Raw genomic sequence first — 24,495 nt, forward strand, 5'->3', positions numbered from 1 at the left:
ACATTAAGTTTCCCTATTCAAAAAACAACATTCTTTTAGAAAACAGCCGATAAAATAAATAAAGTATAAGTACAAAATAATCCAATCCAATCCAATCATTCTGCTAAGTGGTCTGACCAGTTAGCTTATTAAACAATATAACAACTTTTTAAAGTTGTAAAGTTTTATCCAGTAAGGATAACTTGATCAGCACCTAGTAAAGCCGATAATTCAGCCATACATTCCTTACTTGGAGAAATTTTATATTCTTCGTTTAAAACGATGCTTTTTCCTGTTTCTTCATAATGAATAATAACCGGAGTAGTTCCCGGGAATTTTCTCATAACCGAGAGGAGTTCCATTTTCTGATTAACCATATGTTTCTCATTCATAACTTTAATAAACAACTTATGCTCTTTATTAGGAAGTGATTGGACAATTGTCTCCATCGATTCAGCTATTTGAATAACAAATTGTTTATTTGCATTTCTTTCTTCACATTTTCCTTCCAAATAAATCATTTCTCCTGAGATAAGCAAGCTTTGATATTTCTTAAAAACCGTTGGAAAAATAACCCCTTGAATGTCTCCGCTTTGGTCACTTAACTGGATAAAAGCCATAGGCTCCCCTTTTTTTGTCCGAATAACATTTAATTCTGTTATATACACAATACTTTTATGTTTCTTCCCTAGCTCCATTTCAATGATTGGAGTTGTTTGTAAAGTAGTCTGATACTGCTTATAGATAGACACTGGGTGATCTGACAAATAAAATCCCAATGCTTCTTTTTCTAAAGCTAACTTATCTTCTATTTTGAGTGGTTCTACTTCCACATATTTTGGTTTAAAAAAGAAATCATCCTCACTAAATAAATCATTTTGCTCCTCATCCTCTGGATGGACTAATTGTGCATGTTGTATTGCTACATCAATGGACGCCAGCAAAGTAGCACGATCCACACCAAATTCATCAAAACTTCCTGAATAAACAAGCATTTCCATTACTCTTCTGTTAATTGTTCTTGGAGAAACACGAATACAAAAATCAAATAAATCGTCAAATTTTTTCTGACTTCTTACCTTTAGAATTTCTCTCATTACATTTCCGCCAATACCTTTAATACCCGCTAAGCTATAACGAATTTTATTTTTTTCCACGCGGAAAAAGTAATTACTCTGATTAATAGAAGGCGGAGACAATTCAATATTCATCTGTTTTAATTCTTGAATATACTGAAGTATTTTTCCTGTGTTTCCAAGGGACGATGTCAATAATGCAGCCATAAAATACAATGGATAGTTTGCCTTTAAATAAGCAAGCTGATAAGCAATCATGCTATATGCCACTGCATGGCTTCTATTAAAACCATAGTTGGCAAATCGCACAATTAACTCATATATTTCATTCGCTGTTTTTTCGTGATATCCTTTTCTTTTGGCACCTTTTACGAAATGAACTTTTTCTTTTTCTAGAATATCTTTTTGTTTCTTGCTCACAGCTCTTCTCAAAAGATCTGCCTCTCCTAGTGAAAAACCAGCCATTTTCGAAGCAATTTGCATAATTTGCTCTTGATAAACGATAACTCCATATGTGTTGCTTAATATTTCTTCTAAATCAGGATGATAATAGTTAATCAACTCTTTACCATGTTTTCTATTAATGTAATGAGGAATATTCTCCATAGGTCCTGGACGGTAAAGCGCATTAACGGCTACAATATCTTCAAAATCAGTAGGCTGTAACCTTTTTAATACATTGCGCATCCCTTCCGACTCTAATTGAAAAATCCCTGTTGTCTCTCCCCTACTCAAAAGCTTGAATACAGCTGGATCATCGATCGGTATTTTTCTTATATCTATCCTTTTCTTTGTCGCTTTGTATAGCATATCAAGAATTGATTCAATGAAAGAAAGATTTCTTAAACCAAGAAAATCCATTTTTAATAAACCAAGTTCCTCTAAGTATTCCATACTATATTGTGTTAAGTAAATGTCGTCATGACCACCTTGAATCGGAATAATGTCAACAAGTGGCTGTTGACTTAGAACTACGCCAGCAGCATGTGTTGATGTATGCCTTGGAAGGCCTTCAATTTTACAAGCGGTATCAAATAGTTTTTTATTACGAGGAGATGATGTAACAAATTGTTGCAAACGTATTGATTCTTGATAGCTTTGTTTAAGATTGATTCCTAGTTTGGATGGAATCATCCTTGAAAGTTCATCTAGCTCTTTTACAGATAAGCCAAACGCTCGGCCGACATCTCGCAAGGCAGCTTTAGCAGCCAGCGTACCAAATGTAATAATTTGTGCAACGTGAAGCTCCCCATATTTATTTTTCACATATGAAATAACTTTGTCTCTCTTATTATCCGGAAAATCAATATCGATATCTGGCATTGAAATTCTCTCTGGATTTAAAAATCTTTCAAAAAGCAATTGATACTTAATAGGGTCTACGTCTGTAATATGTAAAACATAGGCAACAATTGACCCAGCAGCAGATCCTCTTCCAGGACCAGTTAAAACACCATTTTCCCGTGCGAACTTCATAAAATCCCAAACAATTAAGAGATAGTCACTGTAATTCATTTTCCCAATGATTTCAAGCTCGTATTCTAAACGCGCTTTATGTTCATTAGAAGGGACAGGATATCTCTCATATAACCCAGCAATACATAATTCTTTCAAATAACTTTGTGCATTTTTGTCCGCAGGAACAGTATATTTAGGCAATGTTGCAAGCATGCCCTCCATTTCGATTTGACATACTTCTCCCACTTGCCACGTATTCTCCAAAATATCTGGCAGATCATTAAATAACGCGAGCATTTCTTCTCTATTTTTTAAATAATGCTGATCAGAATGCCATTCATTTTGCTCAATATCTGATAGCTTCTCACCGTTTTTTATTGCGATTAAGCATTCATATGCAAAATGATCCTCTTGCTCAAGGTACATAACATTATTGGTTGCTACCATCTTGACTTCTTCTTGGATAGCCAATTGTCTTAATTGTTCATTTAAACTATCTTCCAAAGAAAGGCCGTGTCTTTGCATAGATAAGAAGAAGTGTCCTTGTTCAAATATGGACTTCCATAATAATAAAGTATCTTGGGCTGATTCCTTGTTACCATTCAAAAGATATTGTTCTATCTCACCTTCCCATCCAGGTGAGATAGCTATCAAGCCTTTTGCATAGTGCTTTAACCATTTTACGGGAATTCCTTGTGGATTTTTCGTTTGAATAGCACTTGTTATTTTCAATAAATTTTTAAATCCAAGGGTATTTCTAGCTAATAGAACTAATGGATAGGCTTTTTCCCCTTCCCATTCACTTATTACATCTACTTTTAGTCCAATAATCGGTTTTATTCCTTGCCGCAACGATTCTTTATAAAAAGAGGCTGCCCCATACATTACATTACGATCCGTTAAAGCAATAGAACGATAGCCCTGCTTTTTGGCATTGCTGACTAGCTCTTTAATGGAAAGAGTACTAGATAAAAGGCTATATGCACTAGAAACCTGAAGATGTACAAAAGACATAAATTCACCACTTTTCATGAAAATTTTTTAATTTTCTCCTATGTACAGGAGAGTATGTAAAAAGAGGCTGGACATAAGTATTCCAACTAAATATAAATCCGAACCATTATACGTAGATGCTGATAAAGTAAAACTTCCATCAATGGGGTTTTCCTTCATCCCCCACTGATGGTTAGTTGAACCAATCGGACCTTTACGGACAGTTGATCTCCCACCTCTCTTCCTCGTATTCTCATAAGCTTACGGTTGAGTCTTACTGTCCGTTAAGAGTGGGATAAAACTTCCGTATAATGGTTTGGGTTTTTTTATTAATTTTAAGAAAGAAGATTTGTGGTTATTACCCGAAGACTGAATACACTTCGCTTTCCACGGGGCGAGCGTCAAGCCTCATTCCTGCGGGGTCTCGGACTTTCTCGCAACTCCCATCTACGTGTATTCAGTCTGCTCCGTCTTTCATCCTAATTATAGTTTCTTTTGAAAAGAGTTAGGAAACTTATTGTTATCGCTACTAAATGAGAAATTGTTCGTCTTTACCTATTATATATTTTGCTTCGTCCCATCCTCATCAATCTTTCTTACATAAAGCTTAGTTACCACTATAAAGGTAACTTACTTTTTAGAAAGCAATAATTCTTTCCGTTCTCCTTGACCTTTCTAAAAAAAACCTTTTTCCTTTCATTATAGATGTTCAGCGCAAAAAAAGAAAATATGTTCTCTTTATTAGTCGTTAGTTACGAAAGAAGATATTATCTTTTTTCAAAACTTATGAAGAATCGTCTTTAAAATCATTCATAAAAACTATAGATTGTCCATAGTAATAAGAATAGAAAGTTTACTAGAGTCCGTTAAGAGTGGGATAAAAACCAAACCAAAAAAGTTAGAGAGGTTAACGTATGAATCAACAACCATTCTTCCCTACCTTCATCGAAAGCTACTTTATCGCATTAGGGGTTATATTAGGAGGTGCACTTTTAGGAGGGCTCGCTGCTTTCCTAACAGGAAAACCCCTCCTCACAGAAATCATTCGTATTTCCGGTATCATAAAAATTTGGGCAATTGTCACTGCAATTGGTGGTACTTTTGATGCGATTGATACGATTGAAAAAGGAATCTATGATGCTGGAACTAAAGACTTATTCAAACAGATTTTATTAATTGTATCAGCTTTTGGGGGAGCACATACTGGAATAACCATTATTAAATGGATCACACAGGAGTACATTTAAATGAGAATTCCACCATATTATAAAAATCGGGCAGTACAACGCTTTTTTGCCGGGATGGTCATCGGCGGGGTAATCAGTTGGTGTATTTTTGTCTTTATTTTTGGCGTATGGCAGGAAAGATATAGTTCAGAAATTAAAACACAGAAAGCTACCATTGAAGATTTAGAAAGAGAGAAGAAGATTTGGCAGGAAGAATTTGCTGCTCAAAATAAAACAACAGAAGAAAAGCTGACAGTTGAAAATATCGTTGTAAAAATAAACAATACAGATAAAGAAAAATACGATATCAAACCCTTTAATGCACTCGAAATGGAAGATGCAATTAAAGAAGACTTATCCACCATTATTGCTAAAGACCTTGATATGGTATATAAAAGTCGTGCACTACTAAAAAAATCAATCGAAAACAAGGTTGTTGTCTCCGATAAAAAACGTTACAAATTTAAGGTGACAGAGTTAATTATCTATACAACTGTTCATGTCGAATTAAGTGTAACCTTTGGGGATTAGATAAAGAAAACTAACGATCAGCTGGTGTTTTCCTCATGCTCCACTAATCGTTAGTTGAACTTATCAAATTATCCCCACCTAGCCTTGATTTTCTACAGCTTAATGTGAGAAGAGAGTGGGATAAATGAGTAACACCTTTTCTCCTCTATCTACAAACCGCTTCTAAATCCCTAATTACTTTACTTGCATCCTCCCATTGATAAATCGTTGCACCAGAAGCAAATGGATGTCCTCCACCATTATAACTTTTCGCAATTCCATTAATAACTGGACCTTTAGAACGTAAACGCACACGAATTTGATCCGCTTCCTCTATAAAAAAGACCCATGCTTTTAAACCTTTCACAGTCCCTAAACTGCTAACAAGTAAAGATGCCTGTGCAGGAGTTGCCTGAAATTGATCAAGAATTTCCTTATCTAGTTTCATGCTTGCAACACCATTTGCATGAACTTCAAAGTTCTGAAGGACATAGCCACTTAGCTTTACAATATGAGGATCTAACTCATACATTTGGTCATACATTTCTGTTCGGGAAAATGAATATTTGATTAATTCTCCTGCATAATGAAATGTTTTTTCTGAGGTACTTGGATAAAGAAATCTCCCTGTATCTCCAACAATCCCAGCATATAACAGCCTTGCTGCTTCATCACTCATCTTCAATCCTTGATCTCTTCCAAACAAATAAAATTCATAAATTAATTCACTAGTTGAACTAGCAGTAGTTTCCACCCAAACTATATCTCCATATGCATCATCATTTGGATGATGATCAATCTTAATTAGCCTTTTACCTGTTTGATAACGTTGATCACAAACCCTCTCTTGATTAGCTGTATCACATACGATAACCAAAGCATCCTTATAGATACCGTCATCAATGGTATCTAGTTTGCGTAAAAAGTTTAAGGATATTTCTTCTTCGCCTACTGTAAACACTTTTTTATCTGGAAAAGAAGCCTTAATAATTTCTGCTAGTCCTCCTTGCGATCCATATGCATCAGGATCTGGGCGAACATGTCTATGAATGATGATAGTATTAAACGCTTTAATTGCATCTAGTATTTGCTGTTTCATTTATTTCTCCCTTCTTTAATGACGATCAATTAATTGACACATCATCATTGCTTTTCCTACGAGTACACCTTGATTAAATACTTCAACGTCTACCTTCCCAAATTTCCGTCCTACCTCTAAAATTTTAGGTGCAATTTCAATGACACTATCCATTTGCACTGGCTTTATAAAATATATGGTCATATTTTCTACAACTAAATCACCTTTTTTAAAGCCTCTTAATACTCTGTTGGCAGCTTCTGATACTATCGTAGTAAACACACCATAAGATATGGTACCTATATGATTGGTCATTTGCGGCGTTACTTCACAGGAAAAAGTAGTTTCTCCTTTGTTTTTCCCTTTTGTCAACAATAGATGTTTAGTTACAATATCATCAATAGTTTCGCCAATTTGAGGTTGCCTTTGGTTCATTTGGAGCGCTTTTAATACATCTTGTCTACTAATAATTCCTTCTAATTTATTTGCCTCATCTACTACTGGCAAAACTTCAATTCCTTCCCATACCATCATATGAGAACAAGAAGCAACACTTGTTTTTCCACTTACAGTCATCGGTTGTTTCGTCATAACTTTTTCAATAGTCATATCCATCGATTTTCCGATAACATCCTTGGATGTAATCATACCTTGTACTTTTAAACTTTGATCTACTACGGGAAAGCGACCATGCAATGTTTCTTTATTATATTTATGCCATAAAGCGACATTATCTGTTGTTTTTAAATAAATTGTGTCTTTAAGTGGAGTTAATATATCTTCTACTAAGACAATTTCTTTTTTTATCAGTTGATCATAGATCGCCCGGTTTATCATCGTTGCAACGGTAAATGTATCATAACTTGTTGAAATGATAGGAAGCTGCAATTCGTCTGCTAAACGTTTCACATGCTCTTCTGTATCAAATCCTCCTGTTATTAAAACGGCTGCTCCAGCTTTTAAGACATGTTCATGGGCTCGTACTCGATTTCCAATTATCAAAAGATTACCAGCACCTGTATAACGCATCATTGCATCTAATTTCATCGCACCAATCACAAAACGATTTAATGTTTTATGTAACCCGGCTCTTCCTCCTAAAACTTGTCCATCCACAATATTAACTACTTCAGCATATGTTAATTTCTCAATATTCTCTTTCTTTTTTCGTTCGATTCTAATCGTACCGACTCTTTCAATCGTACTTACATATCCTTTATTTTCTGCTTCTTTAATTGCTCTATAGGCTGTTCCTTCACTCACATTTAACGCTTTTGCAATTTGTCGAACAGAAATTTTTTCTCCTACTTGTAATTCATCAATATAATTTAATATTTGCTCATGTTTTGTAGCCAAATTACCACCCTCTTTTAAGAAAAGCACATTGCTAAATCGCAAACAAACTTAGAAAAACATGTTGTTTTGATTCCTTAAGCTTGCTTAAAGCGAAAACTGCCTGCACTAAACATTTAAATACGTATTTTCTCTCTATTTATCTAAAATTCATCATTTATCTACTCATAGCTTACCGAGAAATATTTTTTCTTATTTCAAATAAGCTGACATATCTTTATTATAGAGTGAACTACTAGGGTATTCAATGAATTCTCTGTTAATCGTCATAAAACATTCGACTATAAACAAATGGAAGAACCATCATTTTCTCTCTTTCCCTAAATACATAAATTCCATTCGCCTATCTCTTCTCATTCTTTTCTACAAACGAAAGCTAGTATGGACTCATCCAAACTAGCTATTTTAATCTTATTGGTAATAATATATTTTTTTCTTTTTCTGTACTTTACTATAGGATCTTTTGACTGCTCTTGGTTTCTTAGGAGTATATAGTAACGCCGTTAAATTCCCTGCTACCACTATTAAAGCAAAGGCAAGCCAAGTAATCGAAAAGATTCCTTCAGCCCCTTCACTAAATGGAGAAAGTCTTGGCACTCCATAATATAAAAGCACTCCACATAATAAGATGCATAATAAATATCTATTCTTATTCATAATCATTAAAACCTCCCTGTTTCCATACTATGCGGACAAGACTGAAAAAAGTATGGAAAATTTGCTAAATTAAGATGTTAGCCATTATATCCACAATGACAAAAAATTTAGGAAAGCTAAATATTTACATGCACGACTTATGTTGTTAATCTTATAGGATAAGAAATATATTCAACTAGTCCTACGAAACAGCGTAAGAGTAAAGAAGTATTACTTGGTAAGAAAGACTTGGAGGTTGGTTAACATGGAAAAAAAATTAGATTCTCTAGCAAACTGGATGAAACAAGAAGAAATTGATTTCACATTTTTAACATCAACAGATAATATCTTCTATTTCAGTGGATTTTACAGTGATCCACACGAAAGACTATTAGCATTGATTGTATTTCCAGAAAATGATCCAATATTAGTTTGTCCTGCCATGGAAAAAAATGATGCGAAAAACGCTGGCTGGAGCTATGAAATTATCGGCTATAGCGATACAGACAACCCATGGGACACTATTCAAAGCATGGTTCAAAGTCGTACAAGCCGTACGGTAAAAGTTGCCCTTGAAATGGATCACATGAACGTTACAAGATATCAGGCATTGCAGAATTCTTTCCCTAACATCAAAGGATATGTTTCTGCTGAAGAAAAAATTAATACTTTGCGTATGGTTAAAACTTCGGATGAATTAGCTAAAATAAAAGAGGCTTGTAAATGGGCAGACTTTGCTATAGAAGTTGGCTGCAATGAAATTGCAGAAGGTAAGTCAGAAATGGAAATCCTAGCAAGCATCGAATATGAATTAAAGAAAAAAGGCATCGGTAAAATGTCCTTTTCTACTATGGTACTAACGGGCGTTAATGGCGCTTCTCCTCATGGTAACCCTGGCGAAACAAAAGTAAGAAAAGGAGACTTAGTATTATTTGATTTAGGGGTAGTGGTTGATGGGTACTGCTCTGATATTACTAGAACAGTTGCTTTTGGAGACATTAACGAAAAACAAAAGGACATTTATGACACTGTTTTAAAAGCGCAGCTTACTGCAATCGAAGCCTCTAAGCCAGGCGTTTCATGTGCTACCGTTGACCTTGCTGCTCGTAACACGATAAAAGATGCGGGATATGGAGATTTCTTTCCACATCGTTTAGGTCATGGATTAGGTATTAGTGTTCATGAATTCCCTTCCTTAACGGAAACAAATTCGCTTGTTTTACAAGAAGGCATGGTATATACGATCGAACCTGGAATTTACGTACCGAATGTGGCAGGAGTTCGAATCGAAGATGATATCTATGTTACAAAAGAAGGGGTAGAGATTTTAACAAAATTCCCAAAAGAACTTCAAATCATCCAATAAGTAAAAATAATTAAGAGAGTATCGGTAAATGACCATCGATACTTTCTTTTTTGTTTTGTTTATAATTAACTTCGAATTAATATAAACTCCTAATCTATTTCTTCCTTTATGTACTTGCACCTAATTAAAAATCCTACATAAAATACCTAGACTTTTAAGGGGAAGAAGGAGAAGAAAAGAATGGTTAAATATGTGGATTATACAGATCCAAAAATAAAATATAGTTTCGATGTAAATAAAAGCAATTTTTTTAAAAGGGATAATCAAAATTACATTAATGTTTTAGGCGAACAACAGTTAAATTCGTTGGAAAACGTGTCATTGCTGGATATCTATTTAAGCAAAGATATTGTAGTGGAGCCACATGTTCACCAAAACGCAGCTGAACTCGTTTATTGTATATCCGGATCTGCCACTGTTTCGCTATTAAATCCGTTTACGAAAAAAATTCAAAACTATACAATCACACCTGCCCAAGTAGCGAATGTTCCCCAAGGATGGTGGCATTATGAAATTGCTAATACAAATAATACTCATTTATTAGCTATATTTAATGCACCAACACCTGAAGCAATCTTTGGATCTGATTTACTTCGCCTCACTCCTCCTGATTTAATGGCACATACTTATTCAATGGACGTAAATAAGTGGAAATCTACCATATCGCCAATTAATAAAACCACGATTCTTGGACCATCTATCAATAGAAACGATCCACGACAACAGCATTATCCAACTAACAATTATCCGCAACAACCAGGTTATCAACACCCTTACTACGTTCCAGGTCATTATTAATCTATATACTCATTACTAAATTGCCGAACCAATCTATTGAAAGATTCGTATAATTGTTTGGGATTTTTTATTCGTTTTTAAAAAGGATGTTCTATGAAGTTTGTTGTTATTACTCGTAGTCTGAATACACTTCACTTTCCGTGGGGCTTGCGCTGAGCCGCGGAAAGCGAGTGTCTGTAGCGCAATGGAACGAGCTGGTTCTTACATATGACTACATGTAAAAACACAAATAACCAAGTATGCGAAAGTAGCCATTATTCAATAGCTAAATTAGGGATTATTCGTCTGTAAAGAATATCTATTTAGTTATGCCCCAGCCTCTTGAAACTATATATATTTACTGTTTCGGCTGTTTCTTTTCTTCACTTAAAATAGTATCAATCGCACCAGCATTATATGAATCCATTACTTGTGCTGTTACCTCTTCGCTTCCTTTTTCATCAAATTGAAACTCATTCTGTTTACTTCCATTTTGTTTGTCCATCTTAATTCCTCCCTTTCTTAAATTTTTACCTATTATCTGAATGAAAAGTTAAACTTATGCATGAATTGGGTATATAATATAAGTAGATAAACTAAAGGAGTGAACACGGATGAACGTAAACTATCAAAACATTATTGTTGCAGTAGATGGTTCAGAAGAAGCAGACAATGCAATAAAGAAAGCGATTTCGATAGCGAAAGAAAACAATTCCAAGCTTGTTATTGCTCATGTTATTGATACAAGGTCTTTTGCAACAGTAGCTGCATATGATCAGTCCATAGCCGCTAAATCGGATGAGTTCGCAAATGAGTTATTAGATAAATATGTAGCGGAAGCAACTACTGCAGGTATTCAAAATGTAGTAAAAGCAATTGAATTTGGTTCTCCACGCTCAGTAGTTCCTCGAGAAATCGCAACTAAATATAAAGCAGATTTAATTGTTTGTGGAGCTACAGGATTAAATGCAGTTGAGCGATTTATTATTGGAAGTGTATCTGAAGGAATAACAAGAAACGCACCTTGTGATGTTTTAGTTGTTAGAAATAGTTAAGCATTATAAAGAAAACTTTTATCATTTACTCCCATGAAAATAAACGGTCGTCCCCCCTATTTTCATCCTTGTTGGTGAAGTTTGCTTCATGGATGACTGTCCGTTAAGTGTCAGCTAAAGTGTAAAGAAGAATATTCTATTATTTGATTGCAACTTTGCACTCAAAAATAGAATATTCTTCTTTTATTTGACTTCTTCTTTTTCAAATACACAAAGCTTAGCTTTTTCAATTGCTAGTTCTATTTGTTTAAATCCTGTTCCACCTGCACTATTTCGTCTTTCCACTGCGGTTCTTGGATTTAATACATGATAAATATCTTCTTCAAATAAGCTATTTGCCGCTTTTAGTTCTTCTATACTTAAATCCTGTAAATAACATTTTTTATTTACACAATATAGAACCAATTTCCCGACTACTTCATGAGCTTCTCTAAACGGCATGCCTTTATCTGATAAATAATCAGCTAATTCTGTCGCATTAGAAAAATCATTTTTTGTGGCATTTTCCATTCCTTGTTCATTAACCTTCATTGTTTGAATCATCCCTGCGAAGATGCGTAAAGATCCAACAACTGTTTTCACTGTATCAAACATCCCCTCTTTGTCTTCCTGCATGTCTTTATTGTAGGAAAGAGGCAAACCTTTCAACACAGTTAATAACCCCATTAAATTACCATATACCCGCCCCGTTTTTCCTCTGATTAATTCAGCCATATCCGGGTTTTTCTTTTGAGGCATGATACTACTTCCTGTTGAAAAACTATCGTCTAATTCGATAAATTTAAATTCTTGAGAAGACCAAAGAATAATTTCTTCGCTAAAGCGGGAAAGGTGCATCATTAAAATGGAACTAGTCGATAAAAATTCCAGAATAAAATCACGATCACTAACTGCATCCATACTATTTTCATATATAGAATCAAACCCAAGTAAGTTAGCACTATATGCACGATCAATTGGGAAGGTTGTTCCTGCTAAAGCACCGGAACCAAGAGGTGATACATTAATTCTCGTTAGATTTTCTTGATATCTTTGTTTGTCTCTTTCAAACATCCAAAAATAGGCCATTAAATGATGTGCAAACGAAATAGGTTGTGCCCGTTGAAGATGAGTGTAGCCAGGCATTACTGTTTCAATATGAATTTCAGCCTTTTCCAACAGAGCGATTTGTAAATCATTCAACAATTGAATAATCAACTTCACTTGTCTTCTTAGATAAAGATGCATATCTGTTGCAACCTGATCATTTCTACTTCTCCCAGTATGAAGCTTCCCACCTAGAGGACCTATTAAATCGGTTAATTGACTTTCTAAATTAAGATGAATATCTTCTAACTTTACAGAAAACGTTAATTCGTCATTTTCTGCTTGATTTTGGAGAGCTAGTAAACCACTTTTGATTTTCTCCGCCTCTTCAACTGACAATATTCCTGTTTTAGAGAGCATAGCCACATGGGCAATGCTCCCTTCGATATCTTCTAACACTAGCTCTTGATCAAAAGAAATGGACGCACCGAATTCGTCGACCCATTCCTCGGCAGATTTTGTAAATCTGCCTCCCCATAATTTCTTCACACAGTCACCTTCTTGCCGTTTTCCACAATGCTTTGTACTTTTGTTGGTAGTCCCCATAACTTGATGAAACCAACCGCTGCAGCGTGATCAAACTCGTCATCCGAAGTATACGTAGCAAGTTTCTCATCATATAGAGAATTTGGTGATTTTCTCCCTTCTACAATCGCATGCCCTTTAAATAATTTCACACGAACAGTACCTGTTACATTTTTTTGTGTTTCTTGTAAAAATGCTTGTAATGCTTTTGTTATTGGTGAGAACCAAAGCCCTTCATAAATAACCTCTGTGATTTTCTTTTCAATCACTGGCTTGAAATGGGCTACTTCTTTGACAAGTGTTATATCCTCTAATTCTTTATGTGCTTTAATAAGTGTTAATGCCCCTGGACATTCATACACTTCTCTAGACTTTATTCCTACTAATCTATTTTCTACATGATCTATTCTGCCAACTCCATGTTTTCCAGCGATTTTATTTAACTCAAGGATTAACCCCGATAATGAGTAAGAAATGCCGTCAATGCTAACTGGAACCCCTTCTTTAAATTCAATTTCAATAATATCTGCTTGATCAGGTGCATTTTCAAGACTTACCGTTAAGTCATATGCTTCTTCTGGAGGAGCAGCCCAAGGATCTTCTAAAATACCACATTCATTGCTTCTTCCCCATAGATTTTGGTCAATAGAAAATGGGCTATCTAAGTTAACAGGTATCGGAATATTTTTTTCTTTTGCATAAGCAATTTCTTCCTCACGAGACCATCCCCATTCGCGAACAGGTGCTAGTACTTTTAAATTTGGATTCAATGCTTGTATAGAAACTTCAAAACGCACTTGGTCATTTCCTTTTCCCGTACATCCATGTGCGACTGCAATTGCATTTTCCTTTTCTGCCACTTCAACTAATTTTTTTGAGATTAAAGGTCTTGATAAGGAAGAAACAAGCGGGTATTTCCCTTCATAAAGCGTATGTGCCTGCATAGCAGTAAGTGCAAAATCCTGTGCGAATTCTTCTTTTGCGTCAATTACGTAAGATTGAACAGCTCCAACAGATAATGCCTTTTGCTGAATGAAATTCAAGTCTTTTCCTTCACCAACATCTAAGCAGCATGCGACTACATCATAATTTTGATCCTGTAACCATTTTATTGCTACAGATGTATCTAATCCACCTGAATATGCTAATACTACCTTTGGATTTGCCATTACCTAATTCCTCCTATATTCGAATAAATATTCATTTATTTATATTTTTATTCAAAAACTATATTTATCACTTTAACAACTTTTTCTAATAATTTCAATAGATTTCTTATAAAAATATAAAGAATTTAATTTTTATCACTAGTGTTGCATAAATGTTGTTAGAATATTCAGTTTAAATATGTCCCCTGTTAAGAGCCAAAAAAGTAAATACCCAACTAAAGGTGGATCCATCCATTTGGAAATTTTTTTACAATTAGACTTAAGAGACGACGACAATTTGTTTATTAAGGAATGGTTTTTCCTTCAATCTTTCGAAGCCAAATATGTGCTGGTTTCCACAAAGCTGCCCGTAAATATCGGCTAATTTGTAGGGTTTTTCGTTTACTTTTTGTCTCGATTTGTGCGAGAACATGCAGGCAAAAAACAATAAGTGCGATAAACACTTGATTCTGAATTGCCCATTCGCTTTGGCCGTAAAACTTTTTGATATGGAGATGTTGTTTAATCCATTTGAAAAATAACTCAATCGCCCAGCGTGATTTATACATCTTTGAGATTTCTTCAGCACTTAAATCAAAACGATTTGTGATTAAATGAAGCTCATTTCCTTTTGAATCAATCACTTTTAGAAGACGAAAGTAATTTTCGGCACGGTTTTGCGTCGTACCAATCAACACCATTTGATCCGACAAAACAGATGTATTCTCGGGTAGTTTAAAATCGTAAACCTCCCGTATGACTGCGTTTTTTCGCAGCCTAGAAAGGAAAAAGTAGCCGTCATCTGTCATCCGATCAAAGCGTTCGTAGTCTAAGTAACCACGGTCAAACACATACATACATTCCTTGTCATCAACCATTACTTCAAGCTGACCGCGGTCATGTTCTTTGGCCGTTGTCATAATGGCCTTTTCGGGATAGGATATACCTTTTTCCATAAACACAAGGCGTAAGTGCAATTTAACACCCGCTTTTGTTTTGCGGAATTTTGCCCATTTATGATTAGTCAAATTGAGAGGCAATGTGCTTGAATCAATGATTTTTAATGGCATCACAAGTTTCGTGTTGTGCGTTTTGGCATGAATTTGTGAAACTAAATCAAGGAAAAGCTTTTGGAATAAGTCTGGATTCATGCCATTTAAACGGCGTGAGAGTTGGGAAATACTGATAGAATCAAGATCAATGCCCTTTTGCAGTTGATCATCGAAAAGACAATCGCTCAGCGCATGCAGACTTTCGACTTCTTCTAGCTGCGCAAAAAGTAATAATTTTAGAAATGACTCTGTCGTTAGTTTTTTCGTATAGAAATCTAATTTCAACGTTTTCACGTTTTCTTCAAATAATTGAAGATTTATTGGTGAAAACCATTGTCCAAATGAAGTTTTTCGTGTAATCTTGTCCATGAGATTGGTCCTTTTTTAGTGGATTTGGACGGGTTACCACCTGACTTATCCATTATAAAGGACTTTTTCTATGCATAAAATAATAAAAGTGAACATTTCGAGTATTTTTAATAGTGAAATTAAATTAATGCAACACTAGTGAATTTTTATACAATTATAATTACCTCGTTTTTCAACAATAGCCTATTAATTAGCCGTTTATATTAATAAACCTTGTATTACACTTTCTAATTTATGCATATTTTTATTCATCACACTTCTAAAAAAGATGTATTCTATATTTCACTCCATTAAAAAAAGGCTGGGACAGAACAAAATATATATAGATAAAGACGAACAGTCTCTCATTTAGTAGCGAAACCAACTCGTTCCATTTTTAAAGGTTATTTCATTCCATCATTTTTTTAAAGAAAATATAATGAGTAGGAAATACGAAGCAGACGGAATACACGTAGACTCCTATGGGAATTGCGAGAAAGTCCAAGACCCCGCATTCCGGCTGCGGGTAATCGCAACAAACTTTACGAAAACAGCCTAAAATGAAGAAAACCCCAAACAATTATACGAACTTTTCTTAGCATGTACGTATAATTGTTTGGGGTTATTAGGTTAAAAATACTTATGTCCCATCTTCATCATTATCTTCTATTTATGTAATTCACTGACTACATGGCTTAATTCTGGGAGAATTAGTTTGTTCATCGCAAGACGTACCGCTCCCGTTGATCCTGGAGTAGAGAAAACAACCGTATTTTGAATGGTTCCAGCAATCGCTCTTGATAAAATTGCACTTGAGCCTATGTCTTCTGTATAGCTTAGCATGCGGAACAATTCTCCAAACCCATACAATTCTTTTGTGAGAATTGGTTTGATTGCTTCAATTGTCACATCTCTTGGTGAGATACCTGTTCCTCCATTAAGGAGAATACAATCAATTCCATCTGATTGAACTCCCGCTATTATTTCTCGCTTAATTTGTTGTGCATCATCCTTTATGATGACATATTCTAGTACAGAATGTTTTTCTTGCTTTAATAGTTCTATCATTAATTGGCCACTTTTATCATTTTCCTTTGTTCTTGTATCACTGACTGTTATAACTTTACAGCCTACTTGCAAATATTGATGCTTCGTATGGATTTGTTTATTCATGCTTTCCTCCACTCTTTTTCTATTTTGCTATCTCCACTGTAAAATGTGACTCATTTGCCTTATCTAATAATAGCGCTGTTTTTTCGCGGGTAAATAAATGAAGACGATGCATCGGTCTTGTCATCGCTACATATAATAGCTTTAAATCGATTTCTTCTTGTGTAAAAACCTCGTTTAACGTAAAAAGGAACACTGCATCAAATTCTAGTCCCTTGGAAAGATAGCTCGGTACAATAATTAAATAATTCTTTTCAAGCTCTTCATTTTCTTGTAGAAATTGAACATTAGGTACTTTTCTTTTTTGCATTTCTTTGAATATAGCTTTACATTCTTCTTCTGTTTTACCAATAATGGCAATAGAATGAAAACCTTCTCCGTGCAATCCATCTGCTAGCTCGATCATTTTGTCTACTAAAGCTTGTTTTTGGTCATACAAATGAACTGTCGGTTTTTCTCCATGACGTACAACTGGTTTCACTTTAGGCAGATCTTCATCTAGTAGATGCAAAATCTCATTTGCTAAAAACATAATTTCTATTGTAGTCCGATAGCTTTTTTGTAAGGTCATATAATTTGCTCGTGGAAAAATAATCTGCTGCAACGTCTGCCAGTTTTGTAATCCGCGATAGGAGTGAATACCTTGTGCCAAGTCACCGACAAGAGTAAACATATCTGTTTCCAGTCCTGCTTTTAAGGCATAAAGCTGAAATTCACTATAATCTTGAACTTCATCAATAACAATATTTTTCGCTCGATACTCTTTGTCGATACCAAAAATTTTATACTGCAAATAAAATAATGCCCCTAAATCTTCCATTTCTACTTTCTTTTGCTTTAATATCTTTCGTTGAAAGGCAATCATATAATTTAATTGCTTTTCCGTTAGAGAATCTTCCGTATATTTTCTAAGAAGCTTCTTATCCTCAAATAGTCGTGCATAATACCCGTATAAATCAGTCGTCTGCATTGTTTTCATATATTTTCTAACAGCAGTTGAAGCTTCTTTTTTGACATTTGCTAAACGTTCTTCCTTTGTATCTAAAAAGTAGACTACTTTTTCTTTCCGCTTGTCATCTTCTTTAATCCGCAGAGCACGATCTAATGCTTCCTCGTACTTTTCCTCTAATTTGATTAAAATTATTTTCTTTTTCCGCTTTAAATCTGCTTGTAAAATCCCCTTTATTTTCTCTTTCCGTTTGATTAAAGGAAGGTAGTCATATTCCTTCTTAAATAATCGCTCCAACTTCTTCGCTCCATATAAGGGGAATTTTTCTACTCGAAAATCTTCTTTCGGACTCATTTCATTACATATATCCATTAAATATTTATCCATTACCTTTTTATAAGCTAAAGATCCTTTATAGCGAGAAAGCCACTTTACCAGTTCTTCCTGTTTATTCTCATGGTTTATGAATGTTAGCAGCTTTTTATTTGATTGGATTACTTTCATTTTCTTCCCAATGCATAATAGGACATAGTCCAGAAACGTTGTTTGCCGGATTTTTTCAACACCTAAGTCTGGCAATGCCTCCGCAATGTATCCTATGAACATATTATTTGGTGCAATAATCATTAATTGCTCCGGTTGGAAATATCTTGCATAGTTATATATAAAGTATGATATACGGTGTAAAGCAATAGTGGTTTTCCCACTGCCTGCCGCTCCTTGCACAATAATCGGTCGATTTAAGTCAGCTCGAATAATTTCATTTTGTTCTGCTTGAATGGTTGAAATAATCTCCGATAATCGTTGATCTGCTTTACCAGCAAGCGATTGCTGTAATAACTCATCTGTTGTTGTTAAATCAATATCCTGATAATGATTTAGCTTTCCTTTTTCGATTTTAAATTGTCTTTTTAACGATAAATACCCTTCAATCGTTTCTTCATTGACTTCGTAAGCAACTTCTCCTAACCTTCCGTCATAATAGACATTCGCAATCGGTGAGCGCCAGTCTACTATAATTGGTTTTTGTGTATCTTTTTCATAAAGTGAAGTTTTCCCAAGATAATAAACATCTTTATGGGATTTCCCTTTCATCTGATAATCAATTCGTGCAAAATAAGGGGCATCTAAAATTCGCTTTAAAATATTTAGCTCTGTTGTTGCCAACTGTAAAAACTTACTGTTAGTTAAATAGTTGATATAGCTCAAACTACTATCAAGAGCTTCTTCATTACTTATAGACTCTCGTACGTTTTCTTGTAATGTCCCTTGATTTATTTGTGCCTCTTGTAAAACAACATTCATGTAATTTTTAGTATATTCAAGTCTTCTTTCTTCCTGTTCCCATTCATCTTTTGAAAAGTCTTCCATCGTTTCTCCTTTCTCCATTTATAAGAAACCTTCCATCAGGGAGGTTTTTCCTCCTCCCTCGCTGATGGTTAGTTGCACCTATCGGACCGACCTTAACGGGAAAGTTTTCTCACCTAGTTTTCTCGGTTTCCCACAGCCTTAAGGTGGGGGATGACTACCCGTTAGATTAGGATAAATTTTCATCTCGTTTACTTAGTAAATAGCATTTCTGATAATAATGATGTGCCATTTCGGTTATCTTTTTTGTGAAATGATAATTTACTGCTGCTCCAATGATTGTACCTTTATAGGATGATTTTCCTCTAAAAAATACGAGCAAAGAAAGCTTTATTAGCTCTGTTAAAATCGTGTACAGCATTTTTTCCTGGACAATTTCTTCCTTTCCATTATAAAAAAAACCTTGTTGTTCCTGCACCTGTTCAAGCATTAGCTCATTCCAAGCTTCTAATCGCTGCTCCTTCGGCAAACAACCTGCACAGAAAACTTTTAGTGCAGTCATGATCTCATTAGGGCTTTCAGCTGGTCTCCCATATATCGAAGCAAGAACCTGAACGGCACGAAGATTAATAATAAGTATAGAGAGAAAATCTCCTATTAAAAAGCCTGTATGCTTTGACGCCAAGGCCCCTTGGGCAGAAGCAAGCATCCTGTAATGAGCCATTTGTTTATCTGCAATTGATTGTAATTGGTCAATATTTAATTTTGTCATGTCTTTTAATGTGAAGATGGATTCATTATGTACTCTTGCTTGTTGCATTAATTTTTGTGCGGTATTTCGTTGAAATGTGGAATTAAATAAGATGGCATGAAGATGAAATAAGATGTTATCGAGTGATCGCAATATTTTTTGTTTTTGCATTTCAGGTAAATAGGTTAAACCAGTATTTATATAATCTGAGCAAAGTTGGAGAATTTTATTTGGTCGCTCACTTCTTAATTCATTTTCCCACTGCTTCAATTTTTCCAAATAATAGGTTTCTGCTTTCGTAAGCATTTAACCCCCCCTCTGTAAAATAAGAATCATTCCTTATTTTACTAAAAGAATATAATGAAAGACAATATATTTATCAGTTTACATTGGATTCCTTTTTATAGTGGGAAAAAGACAATCCTAATCGTAAATTGTTCTACGAAAAAAGATTGTCTTTATATTTAATAATTATTATATACCTACGTTTATATAGTTAACTTAGATTCCAGCTAATCTACAAACGTCTCTTGCAATCATTACTTCTTCATTTGTTGGAATTACCATTACTTTTACTGGAGAGTGTGGGTAGTTAATTTAACGCCTTTTTAAGTATCATTTTCCTTCATTTTACCATTTAGGTATTGGTTAGACAAGTTTTATTTTATGACTATTTTTTATTTGTGAGGGTTACTATTTAATCTACAAAATACGACTTTCTTCTATATTAGTGTTAAAAAGCACTACCTATATCCTTTAACATATTCAGTATTATCGGGCTAATCTGTATCAAAACATAACCTAATCCAGCATTCATAATAGAACTCCATCCTTTTTCACTCCTACCTATCATAAAGAAGAAGCATCCACCTACAATAATTACACTTGCTACTGGAAAAGATAGAGCAACTAAAATATTCACCAATGGATCTAATGCATGTGCCAGTGTTTCCATGGCGGTATGACCAGCAAATTCAGTCGCAGCATTAACTGGAACAGCTGTAGGACTAGCAGCAAAGGCAGGTTTAGCTAGTAATAATGGGATTGAGATGGATGTACCTACTCTCCTAATTACCTTACCTACATTACTTTTTTCCTTACTCTTTTTGGATGCGTAGTATTTTTCTTTTTTATAGCTTCCACTCATGAAATCATTAAAAGCGATAGTCTCCATTATAATCTCTCCCTTGTAAGTTAACTCCGACATTATGTCTGTGTTACTGAGTGATTTTATGTCACGTAGTGCCTTTTACGATTTTTAACTATCTCCAAAAATTCCTATTGATATCTGTAGATATTTGAATACCATGGTTGCTCATACTTGCTCCTGTTTGCTCAAACAAGATCAGATAAAGTAAACACCTGAACATTTAACCCATTGTGTAATTCCAATAACTCTTTCTTTCTATACTCTGTTGTAGTTATCCAAATAAAATGAGGAGCCAGCATTCCAAACGCACCACGTTGTCTTAATTCACGATACTTCTCAACTTTCTTTTGATTCTTTTTCATCGTCTGAGTGTTATCGACTTCCACTATACAATGAGCATCACCTTTCATAAATACTGCATCAGCCACACACGTTATCATGTTATTCTTATTGCTACCGTTTCTTATTCTAATTTCATTGCGCCATGTAGGAGGACATCTGAATGCTATATACAGATAGTTTCTCATGATATAGTGAAGAACATTGCCAGTTCTTTTTCTTACCTTTTCACAGCCTACTAACTCTCGTCCTTTAGCATTTAGGTAATAAATGGACTCTGTATCTTTTATCACGTTTAAATACCCTTCCATATCTTTTAATACTCTCTGTGCGTTTCTATCACTTTTTAGATCGTGTATTCTTTGTATTTGGCTTCTTGTTAAATAATCCAGCTTCCTCAAAGACAGTAGTATATTTTCCTGTCGCTTCATCTTCTGTATTTGTTTGCTGTTCATTCTTAACCTCACCCTTTGACTTGATGTTAATTTTTATGTGTGGTTTTATTAAATCATCTATGAAAGCATTACTAATGAATGGAGTTTGAACTATTCTCTCTTGGTCAGATTGATAAATCGCCCTACCTGGTACACCTAACGGTAATTTCTCTGCCCCCGTTTTATCTAATACAACCATACTCTGATTACTTGTTTTTAACTTAAAACACAAAGCAGCACTAGTATTTGCTTTCACCTGTCTAGGAAGAATATCAACAGTAGGATATTGAGTACAAAAAATTAATCTAAATCCAAGTCCAGCTCCTATCCTTGCAATTTCTCCAATTAAATAATAGGCTCTATCTCTATCCACTTGATCAAACCCAGCTATTTCTGCTGCTTCATCGATAATTACAAAGTGCCGTTCTTTCCAGTTTGCTTCTCCGATATCTTCCCACCCATTTTTAAGAAACAGTTCTTGCCTACGTTTCAATTCAACTTCTATATCCTCTAAGACTGCTAACGTTTCATCCTTATTCGTAGCCAATGCTTTCACCTGCTTACAATCTTTGTATCTAGCGAAAGCTAAACCTCCTTTAAGATCAATTAAGGTAGCTGTAAAGTTGTCTGGTTCATTATGGATTAATGTTGTTGTAGCGTTCTTTAGAAAGACTGTCTTCCCATATCTCGTCATTCCGGCAACAATTAATATTTGCATCTTATCAAAGTCATGGTAAATAAATGCTTTATGAGTAATACCAATTGGCACTTTCCAATTACTTACTTTCTTTAATAATTCATTGTCATAATTAAATTGATTCACAATTCCATGGTCGAATACCCTAATCCTTAACATTCCATCATAATCCATCTCTAGCTCTTTCTTTAAGTCTTGTCGATAATCAAAAATATCTCTAATTTGTTTAGGTAAGGTTTTATTAAATTTCAATTCAGTGAATTTTTTTAAGTCAATCTTTCTAACACTTTTATTGTTTAATCCATCCTTAAAATTATCAAACTTATCAAGGAAATCTTTTTCAGATAGACCAAGTGGAGTCATAAACACATATTCGGTAAATTTTAATTTTTTGTTGCGTGTTCGTCTGTAAATCCTCAGATGTTCATCTCCTTTGTACAAGCCACAATTATCTGCAATTTTTAAAATCTTATCTGTCTCATTGATCGAATTTTGTTTCTGGTAAAAAGCTATTCCGGTTATGCCAAGCATTGTTCCAGTAGATAAAAATTCAAATAACAATTTCCCCACCCTTTCTTATAATCTTGTAAAAGATAGTTGTAGTTGTAACGAATTCTGATACGAAGTCTAAAAGGTTAATAGAGTACATGATTGAAGTCATTTTGTATTGTTCGTATGTTCGTTTTCTCAACGAATGATTATGCGAATAGTAGAGTGTATTATGGAAAACACTTAATAATGCCTGTCTGTATACATTTTTGATAACTTTTTTTATCAAATTTATTAAAAGGTTTTAGCATAATTGTGTAGAATTGGTAATATGGGTGAATAGAATGTTCAAAAATAGGATTAGTTACTGGGCAGATTTAAAAGGAATGAAGCATAAACATTTAGCGAAGGAATGTGAAGTGTCCATTCAAACCTTTTCTCGTTGGGCAAATAATAAAACTCAACCAGATTTGAAACAATCTTTTATCTTAGCACGTATATTAAACATCACTGTAGATGAATTGGGGGAAATTAAAGACAATGAAGAGTAAATTGCTTAATATAGTACCGGTAGTTATTTTTTCTGCGGTATTATTTGGATGTTCAGACGGATCAGAACCGAAGGAAGAAAAGAAAAGTGAAGATACTACAGAAGTAAATGTAAAAGAAGAGAAAGCAGAAACGACTGAAGAAGCAACAGAGAGTGAACCTGAAGAAGTAAGTGAAGAAGAACAGTCTACTATCAATACAGATGTATTTGAATATGCAACTAAAACGGAAGTAACGAATGCAATAGATATTAACGATCATGTTACTGTATTTGTCTATATGAGTGAAGATTTAAAGCCAGGATTAGCAGCTCAACATGTATTAAATCAGACATATGATTTTATTCAACAAGAAGATGTTAAAGATGCTAAAACTATTTCTATTAACGTAAAACAAGGTGATACAAAAATCCTTATGTATACTGTTGAAACAGATAAATTTAAACCTAATGAGGAAATTCCTATGTCTGACTTAGTTTTAGATGCTTCAGAAGTTGAATTTATGACTAAAGAAGTTGAGGAAGCTGCTGAAGTATTCGAGTGGAATCTTTAAGTAAATAACCCTTCTCAAATGAGTTGGGTTATTTGTTTGAATATTTATTATATAGTTCTAATGATTTAGGTGGTAGCCACTCCCTTTTCATTGAATCTTTATAATACTCTAAGAATGTGTTTAATGATTCTTGGTCTTTAGCATAACTACTAATAAAATGTTTCTTACAATAATACATTGCATAATCTTCATGCTCTTTTTCATTTTTATTCCATGGAATAAATTTCATTAACTCACCACGAAATTCACAACCTAGTGCCATACATTTAGGTTCGTATTCTTCCTTTTTCATATTACTTTCACGACCATGTGCCTCCCCTTTCAAATTTTTCAAATTAAATATATCATATTTTACAAAAGAACATTAGTTCGTATATAATATAATTGTAACTCAACTTTCGCACCAGAAAAATAAGTGCTAATCGTTGGCTGTATTGTGTT

Annotated in this window: 22 protein-coding genes; 7 read left to right on the forward strand and 15 right to left on the reverse strand. The window is 34.4% G+C overall.

Annotation, left to right across the window (positions count from 1 at the left end):
* Window positions 1–164: 164 nt before the first annotated feature.
* Window positions 165–3,545 (reverse strand): DNA polymerase III subunit alpha, encoded by a 3,381-nt coding sequence (gene dnaE, locus NKG37_RS25185; protein WP_254415515.1) that lies wholly within the window; start codon window positions 3,543–3,545, stop codon window positions 165–167.
* Between the two features lie 875 nt (window positions 3,546–4,420).
* On the opposite strand from dnaE, the gene NKG37_RS25190 reads away from it, so the two are divergent.
* Both NKG37_RS25190 and ytrI read left to right on the forward strand, forming a co-directional pair.
* The gene (locus NKG37_RS25190; protein WP_016202788.1) at window positions 4,421–4,753 is read left to right on the forward strand and encodes a sporulation membrane protein YtrH; all 333 of its coding nucleotides are present in this window, start codon (window positions 4,421–4,423) and stop codon (window positions 4,751–4,753) included.
* Window positions 4,754–5,263 (forward strand): sporulation membrane protein YtrI, encoded by a 510-nt coding sequence (gene ytrI / locus NKG37_RS25195; protein WP_101730643.1) that lies wholly within the window; start codon window positions 4,754–4,756, stop codon window positions 5,261–5,263.
* A 145-nt stretch (window positions 5,264–5,408) separates the two neighbouring features.
* Here ytrI and NKG37_RS25200 read toward each other — a convergent pair whose 3' ends face one another.
* From NKG37_RS25200 to NKG37_RS25210, 3 genes are all read right to left on the reverse strand, one after another.
* The gene (locus NKG37_RS25200) at window positions 5,409–6,341 is read right to left on the reverse strand and encodes a DHH family phosphoesterase (protein ID WP_016202790.1); all 933 of its coding nucleotides are present in this window, start codon (window positions 6,339–6,341) and stop codon (window positions 5,409–5,411) included.
* Window positions 6,342–6,356: 15 nt separating this feature from the next.
* Window positions 6,357–7,676 (reverse strand): CBS domain-containing protein, encoded by a 1,320-nt coding sequence (locus tag NKG37_RS25205; RefSeq protein WP_016202791.1) that lies wholly within the window; start codon window positions 7,674–7,676, stop codon window positions 6,357–6,359.
* A 408-nt stretch (window positions 7,677–8,084) separates the two neighbouring features.
* Window positions 8,085–8,330, reverse strand: a complete 246-nt coding sequence (locus NKG37_RS25210) for a hypothetical protein (protein WP_040343196.1) — start codon at window positions 8,328–8,330, stop codon at window positions 8,085–8,087.
* 244 nt (window positions 8,331–8,574) lie between these two features.
* Between NKG37_RS25210 and NKG37_RS25215 the strand changes: the two genes are divergently transcribed.
* Together NKG37_RS25215 and NKG37_RS25220 are read left to right on the forward strand one after the other, a co-directional pair.
* Window positions 8,575–9,675: a M24 family metallopeptidase gene (locus tag NKG37_RS25215; protein WP_016202793.1), complete on the forward strand. Its 1,101-nt coding sequence runs from the start codon at window positions 8,575–8,577 to the stop codon at window positions 9,673–9,675.
* A 180-nt stretch (window positions 9,676–9,855) separates the two neighbouring features.
* Window positions 9,856–10,473, forward strand: coding sequence for a cupin domain-containing protein (locus tag NKG37_RS25220; protein WP_016202794.1), 618 nt, complete (start codon window positions 9,856–9,858; stop codon window positions 10,471–10,473).
* Between the two features lie 337 nt (window positions 10,474–10,810).
* On the opposite strand, the gene NKG37_RS25225 is transcribed toward NKG37_RS25220, so the two are convergent.
* Window positions 10,811–10,957, reverse strand: a complete 147-nt coding sequence (locus tag NKG37_RS25225) for a hypothetical protein (RefSeq protein ID WP_156827780.1) — start codon at window positions 10,955–10,957, stop codon at window positions 10,811–10,813.
* Window positions 10,958–11,066: 109 nt separating this feature from the next.
* Between NKG37_RS25225 and NKG37_RS25230 the strand changes: the two genes are divergently transcribed.
* Entirely contained in the window at window positions 11,067–11,507 is a 441-nt protein-coding gene (locus tag NKG37_RS25230) for a universal stress protein (protein ID WP_101730640.1), read from the forward strand.
* Between the two features lie 183 nt (window positions 11,508–11,690).
* Here NKG37_RS25230 and argH read toward each other — a convergent pair whose 3' ends face one another.
* From argH to NKG37_RS25275, 9 genes are all read right to left on the reverse strand, one after another.
* Window positions 11,691–13,082: an argininosuccinate lyase gene (gene argH / locus NKG37_RS25235; RefSeq protein ID WP_016202796.1), complete on the reverse strand. Its 1,392-nt coding sequence runs from the start codon at window positions 13,080–13,082 to the stop codon at window positions 11,691–11,693.
* Window positions 13,079–14,287, reverse strand: coding sequence for an argininosuccinate synthase (locus tag NKG37_RS25240; protein WP_254415516.1), 1,209 nt, complete (start codon window positions 14,285–14,287; stop codon window positions 13,079–13,081). Before NKG37_RS25240 ends, argH begins: the two co-directional genes overlap by 4 nt.
* A gap of 284 nt (window positions 14,288–14,571) precedes the next feature.
* Entirely contained in the window at window positions 14,572–15,687 is a 1,116-nt protein-coding gene (locus NKG37_RS25245) for an IS4 family transposase (protein WP_100525938.1), read from the reverse strand.
* 645 nt (window positions 15,688–16,332) lie between these two features.
* The gene (locus tag NKG37_RS25250) at window positions 16,333–16,839 is read right to left on the reverse strand and encodes a MogA/MoaB family molybdenum cofactor biosynthesis protein (RefSeq protein ID WP_169188967.1); all 507 of its coding nucleotides are present in this window, start codon (window positions 16,837–16,839) and stop codon (window positions 16,333–16,335) included.
* 19 nt (window positions 16,840–16,858) lie between these two features.
* Window positions 16,859–19,174, reverse strand: coding sequence for an RNA polymerase recycling motor HelD (gene helD, locus NKG37_RS25255; RefSeq protein WP_169188968.1), 2,316 nt, complete (start codon window positions 19,172–19,174; stop codon window positions 16,859–16,861).
* 148 nt (window positions 19,175–19,322) lie between these two features.
* Window positions 19,323–20,150, reverse strand: coding sequence for an EcsC family protein (locus NKG37_RS25260; protein WP_169188969.1), 828 nt, complete (start codon window positions 20,148–20,150; stop codon window positions 19,323–19,325).
* A gap of 427 nt (window positions 20,151–20,577) precedes the next feature.
* Window positions 20,578–21,018: a hypothetical protein gene (locus NKG37_RS25265; RefSeq protein ID WP_254415517.1), complete on the reverse strand. Its 441-nt coding sequence runs from the start codon at window positions 21,016–21,018 to the stop codon at window positions 20,578–20,580.
* A 161-nt stretch (window positions 21,019–21,179) separates the two neighbouring features.
* Entirely contained in the window at window positions 21,180–21,788 is a 609-nt protein-coding gene (locus NKG37_RS25270) for a replication-relaxation family protein (RefSeq protein WP_367976264.1), read from the reverse strand.
* On the reverse strand, window positions 21,673–23,025 hold the full coding sequence (locus NKG37_RS25275) for an FtsK/SpoIIIE domain-containing protein (protein ID WP_254415518.1): 1,353 nt from the start codon (window positions 23,023–23,025) through the stop codon (window positions 21,673–21,675). Before NKG37_RS25275 ends, NKG37_RS25270 begins: the two co-directional genes overlap by 116 nt.
* Before the next feature lie 272 nt (window positions 23,026–23,297).
* Here NKG37_RS25275 and NKG37_RS25280 point away from each other — a divergent pair, with 272 nt between their 5' ends.
* The gene (locus tag NKG37_RS25280; RefSeq protein WP_101730894.1) at window positions 23,298–23,504 is read left to right on the forward strand and encodes a helix-turn-helix transcriptional regulator; all 207 of its coding nucleotides are present in this window, start codon (window positions 23,298–23,300) and stop codon (window positions 23,502–23,504) included.
* Entirely contained in the window at window positions 23,494–24,054 is a 561-nt protein-coding gene (locus NKG37_RS25285) for a hypothetical protein (RefSeq protein ID WP_254415519.1), read from the forward strand. Before NKG37_RS25280 ends, NKG37_RS25285 begins: the two co-directional genes overlap by 11 nt.
* 28 nt (window positions 24,055–24,082) lie before the next feature.
* On the opposite strand, the gene NKG37_RS25290 is transcribed toward NKG37_RS25285, so the two are convergent.
* The gene (locus NKG37_RS25290; protein ID WP_254415520.1) at window positions 24,083–24,388 is read right to left on the reverse strand and encodes a hypothetical protein; all 306 of its coding nucleotides are present in this window, start codon (window positions 24,386–24,388) and stop codon (window positions 24,083–24,085) included.
* Window positions 24,389–24,495 lie beyond the last annotated feature (107 nt).

This window comes from Niallia sp. RD1 (assembly GCF_024219955.1).
Classification (GTDB): domain Bacteria; phylum Bacillota; class Bacilli; order Bacillales; family Cytobacillaceae; genus Niallia; species Niallia alba.

Bases quoted from the DNA above. Each gene is read 5' to 3' on its own strand.
- NKG37_RS25190 (WP_016202788.1), top strand. From the start codon at position 4,421: ATGAATCAACAACCATTCTTCCCTACCTTCATCGAAAGCTACTTTATC.
- NKG37_RS25220 (WP_016202794.1), top strand. From the start codon at position 9,856: ATGGTTAAATATGTGGATTATACAGATCCAAAAATAAAATATAGTTTC.
- NKG37_RS25225 (WP_156827780.1), bottom strand. From the start codon at position 10,957: ATGGACAAACAAAATGGAAGTAAACAGAATGAGTTTCAATTTGATGAA.
- NKG37_RS25270 (WP_367976264.1), bottom strand. From the start codon at position 21,788: ATGAACAGCAAACAAATACAGAAGATGAAGCGACAGGAAAATATACTA.
- NKG37_RS25250 (WP_169188967.1), bottom strand. From the start codon at position 16,839: ATGAATAAACAAATCCATACGAAGCATCAATATTTGCAAGTAGGCTGT.
- NKG37_RS25280 (WP_101730894.1), top strand. From the start codon at position 23,298: ATGTTCAAAAATAGGATTAGTTACTGGGCAGATTTAAAAGGAATGAAG.
- helD (WP_169188968.1), bottom strand. From the start codon at position 19,174: ATGGAGAAAGGAGAAACGATGGAAGACTTTTCAAAAGATGAATGGGAA.
- dnaE (WP_254415515.1), bottom strand. From the start codon at position 3,545: ATGAAAAGTGGTGAATTTATGTCTTTTGTACATCTTCAGGTTTCTAGT.
- NKG37_RS25200 (WP_016202790.1), bottom strand. From the start codon at position 6,341: ATGAAACAGCAAATACTAGATGCAATTAAAGCGTTTAATACTATCATC.
- NKG37_RS25260 (WP_169188969.1), bottom strand. From the start codon at position 20,150: ATGCTTACGAAAGCAGAAACCTATTATTTGGAAAAATTGAAGCAGTGG.
- NKG37_RS25240 (WP_254415516.1), bottom strand. From the start codon at position 14,287: ATGGCAAATCCAAAGGTAGTATTAGCATATTCAGGTGGATTAGATACA.
- NKG37_RS25285 (WP_254415519.1), top strand. From the start codon at position 23,494: ATGAAGAGTAAATTGCTTAATATAGTACCGGTAGTTATTTTTTCTGCG.
- NKG37_RS25265 (WP_254415517.1), bottom strand. From the start codon at position 21,018: ATGGAGACTATCGCTTTTAATGATTTCATGAGTGGAAGCTATAAAAAA.
- ytrI (WP_101730643.1), top strand. From the start codon at position 4,754: ATGAGAATTCCACCATATTATAAAAATCGGGCAGTACAACGCTTTTTT.
- NKG37_RS25215 (WP_016202793.1), top strand. From the start codon at position 8,575: ATGGAAAAAAAATTAGATTCTCTAGCAAACTGGATGAAACAAGAAGAA.
- NKG37_RS25245 (WP_100525938.1), bottom strand. From the start codon at position 15,687: ATGGACAAGATTACACGAAAAACTTCATTTGGACAATGGTTTTCACCA.
- NKG37_RS25230 (WP_101730640.1), top strand. From the start codon at position 11,067: ATGAACGTAAACTATCAAAACATTATTGTTGCAGTAGATGGTTCAGAA.
- NKG37_RS25210 (WP_040343196.1), bottom strand. From the start codon at position 8,330: ATGAATAAGAATAGATATTTATTATGCATCTTATTATGTGGAGTGCTT.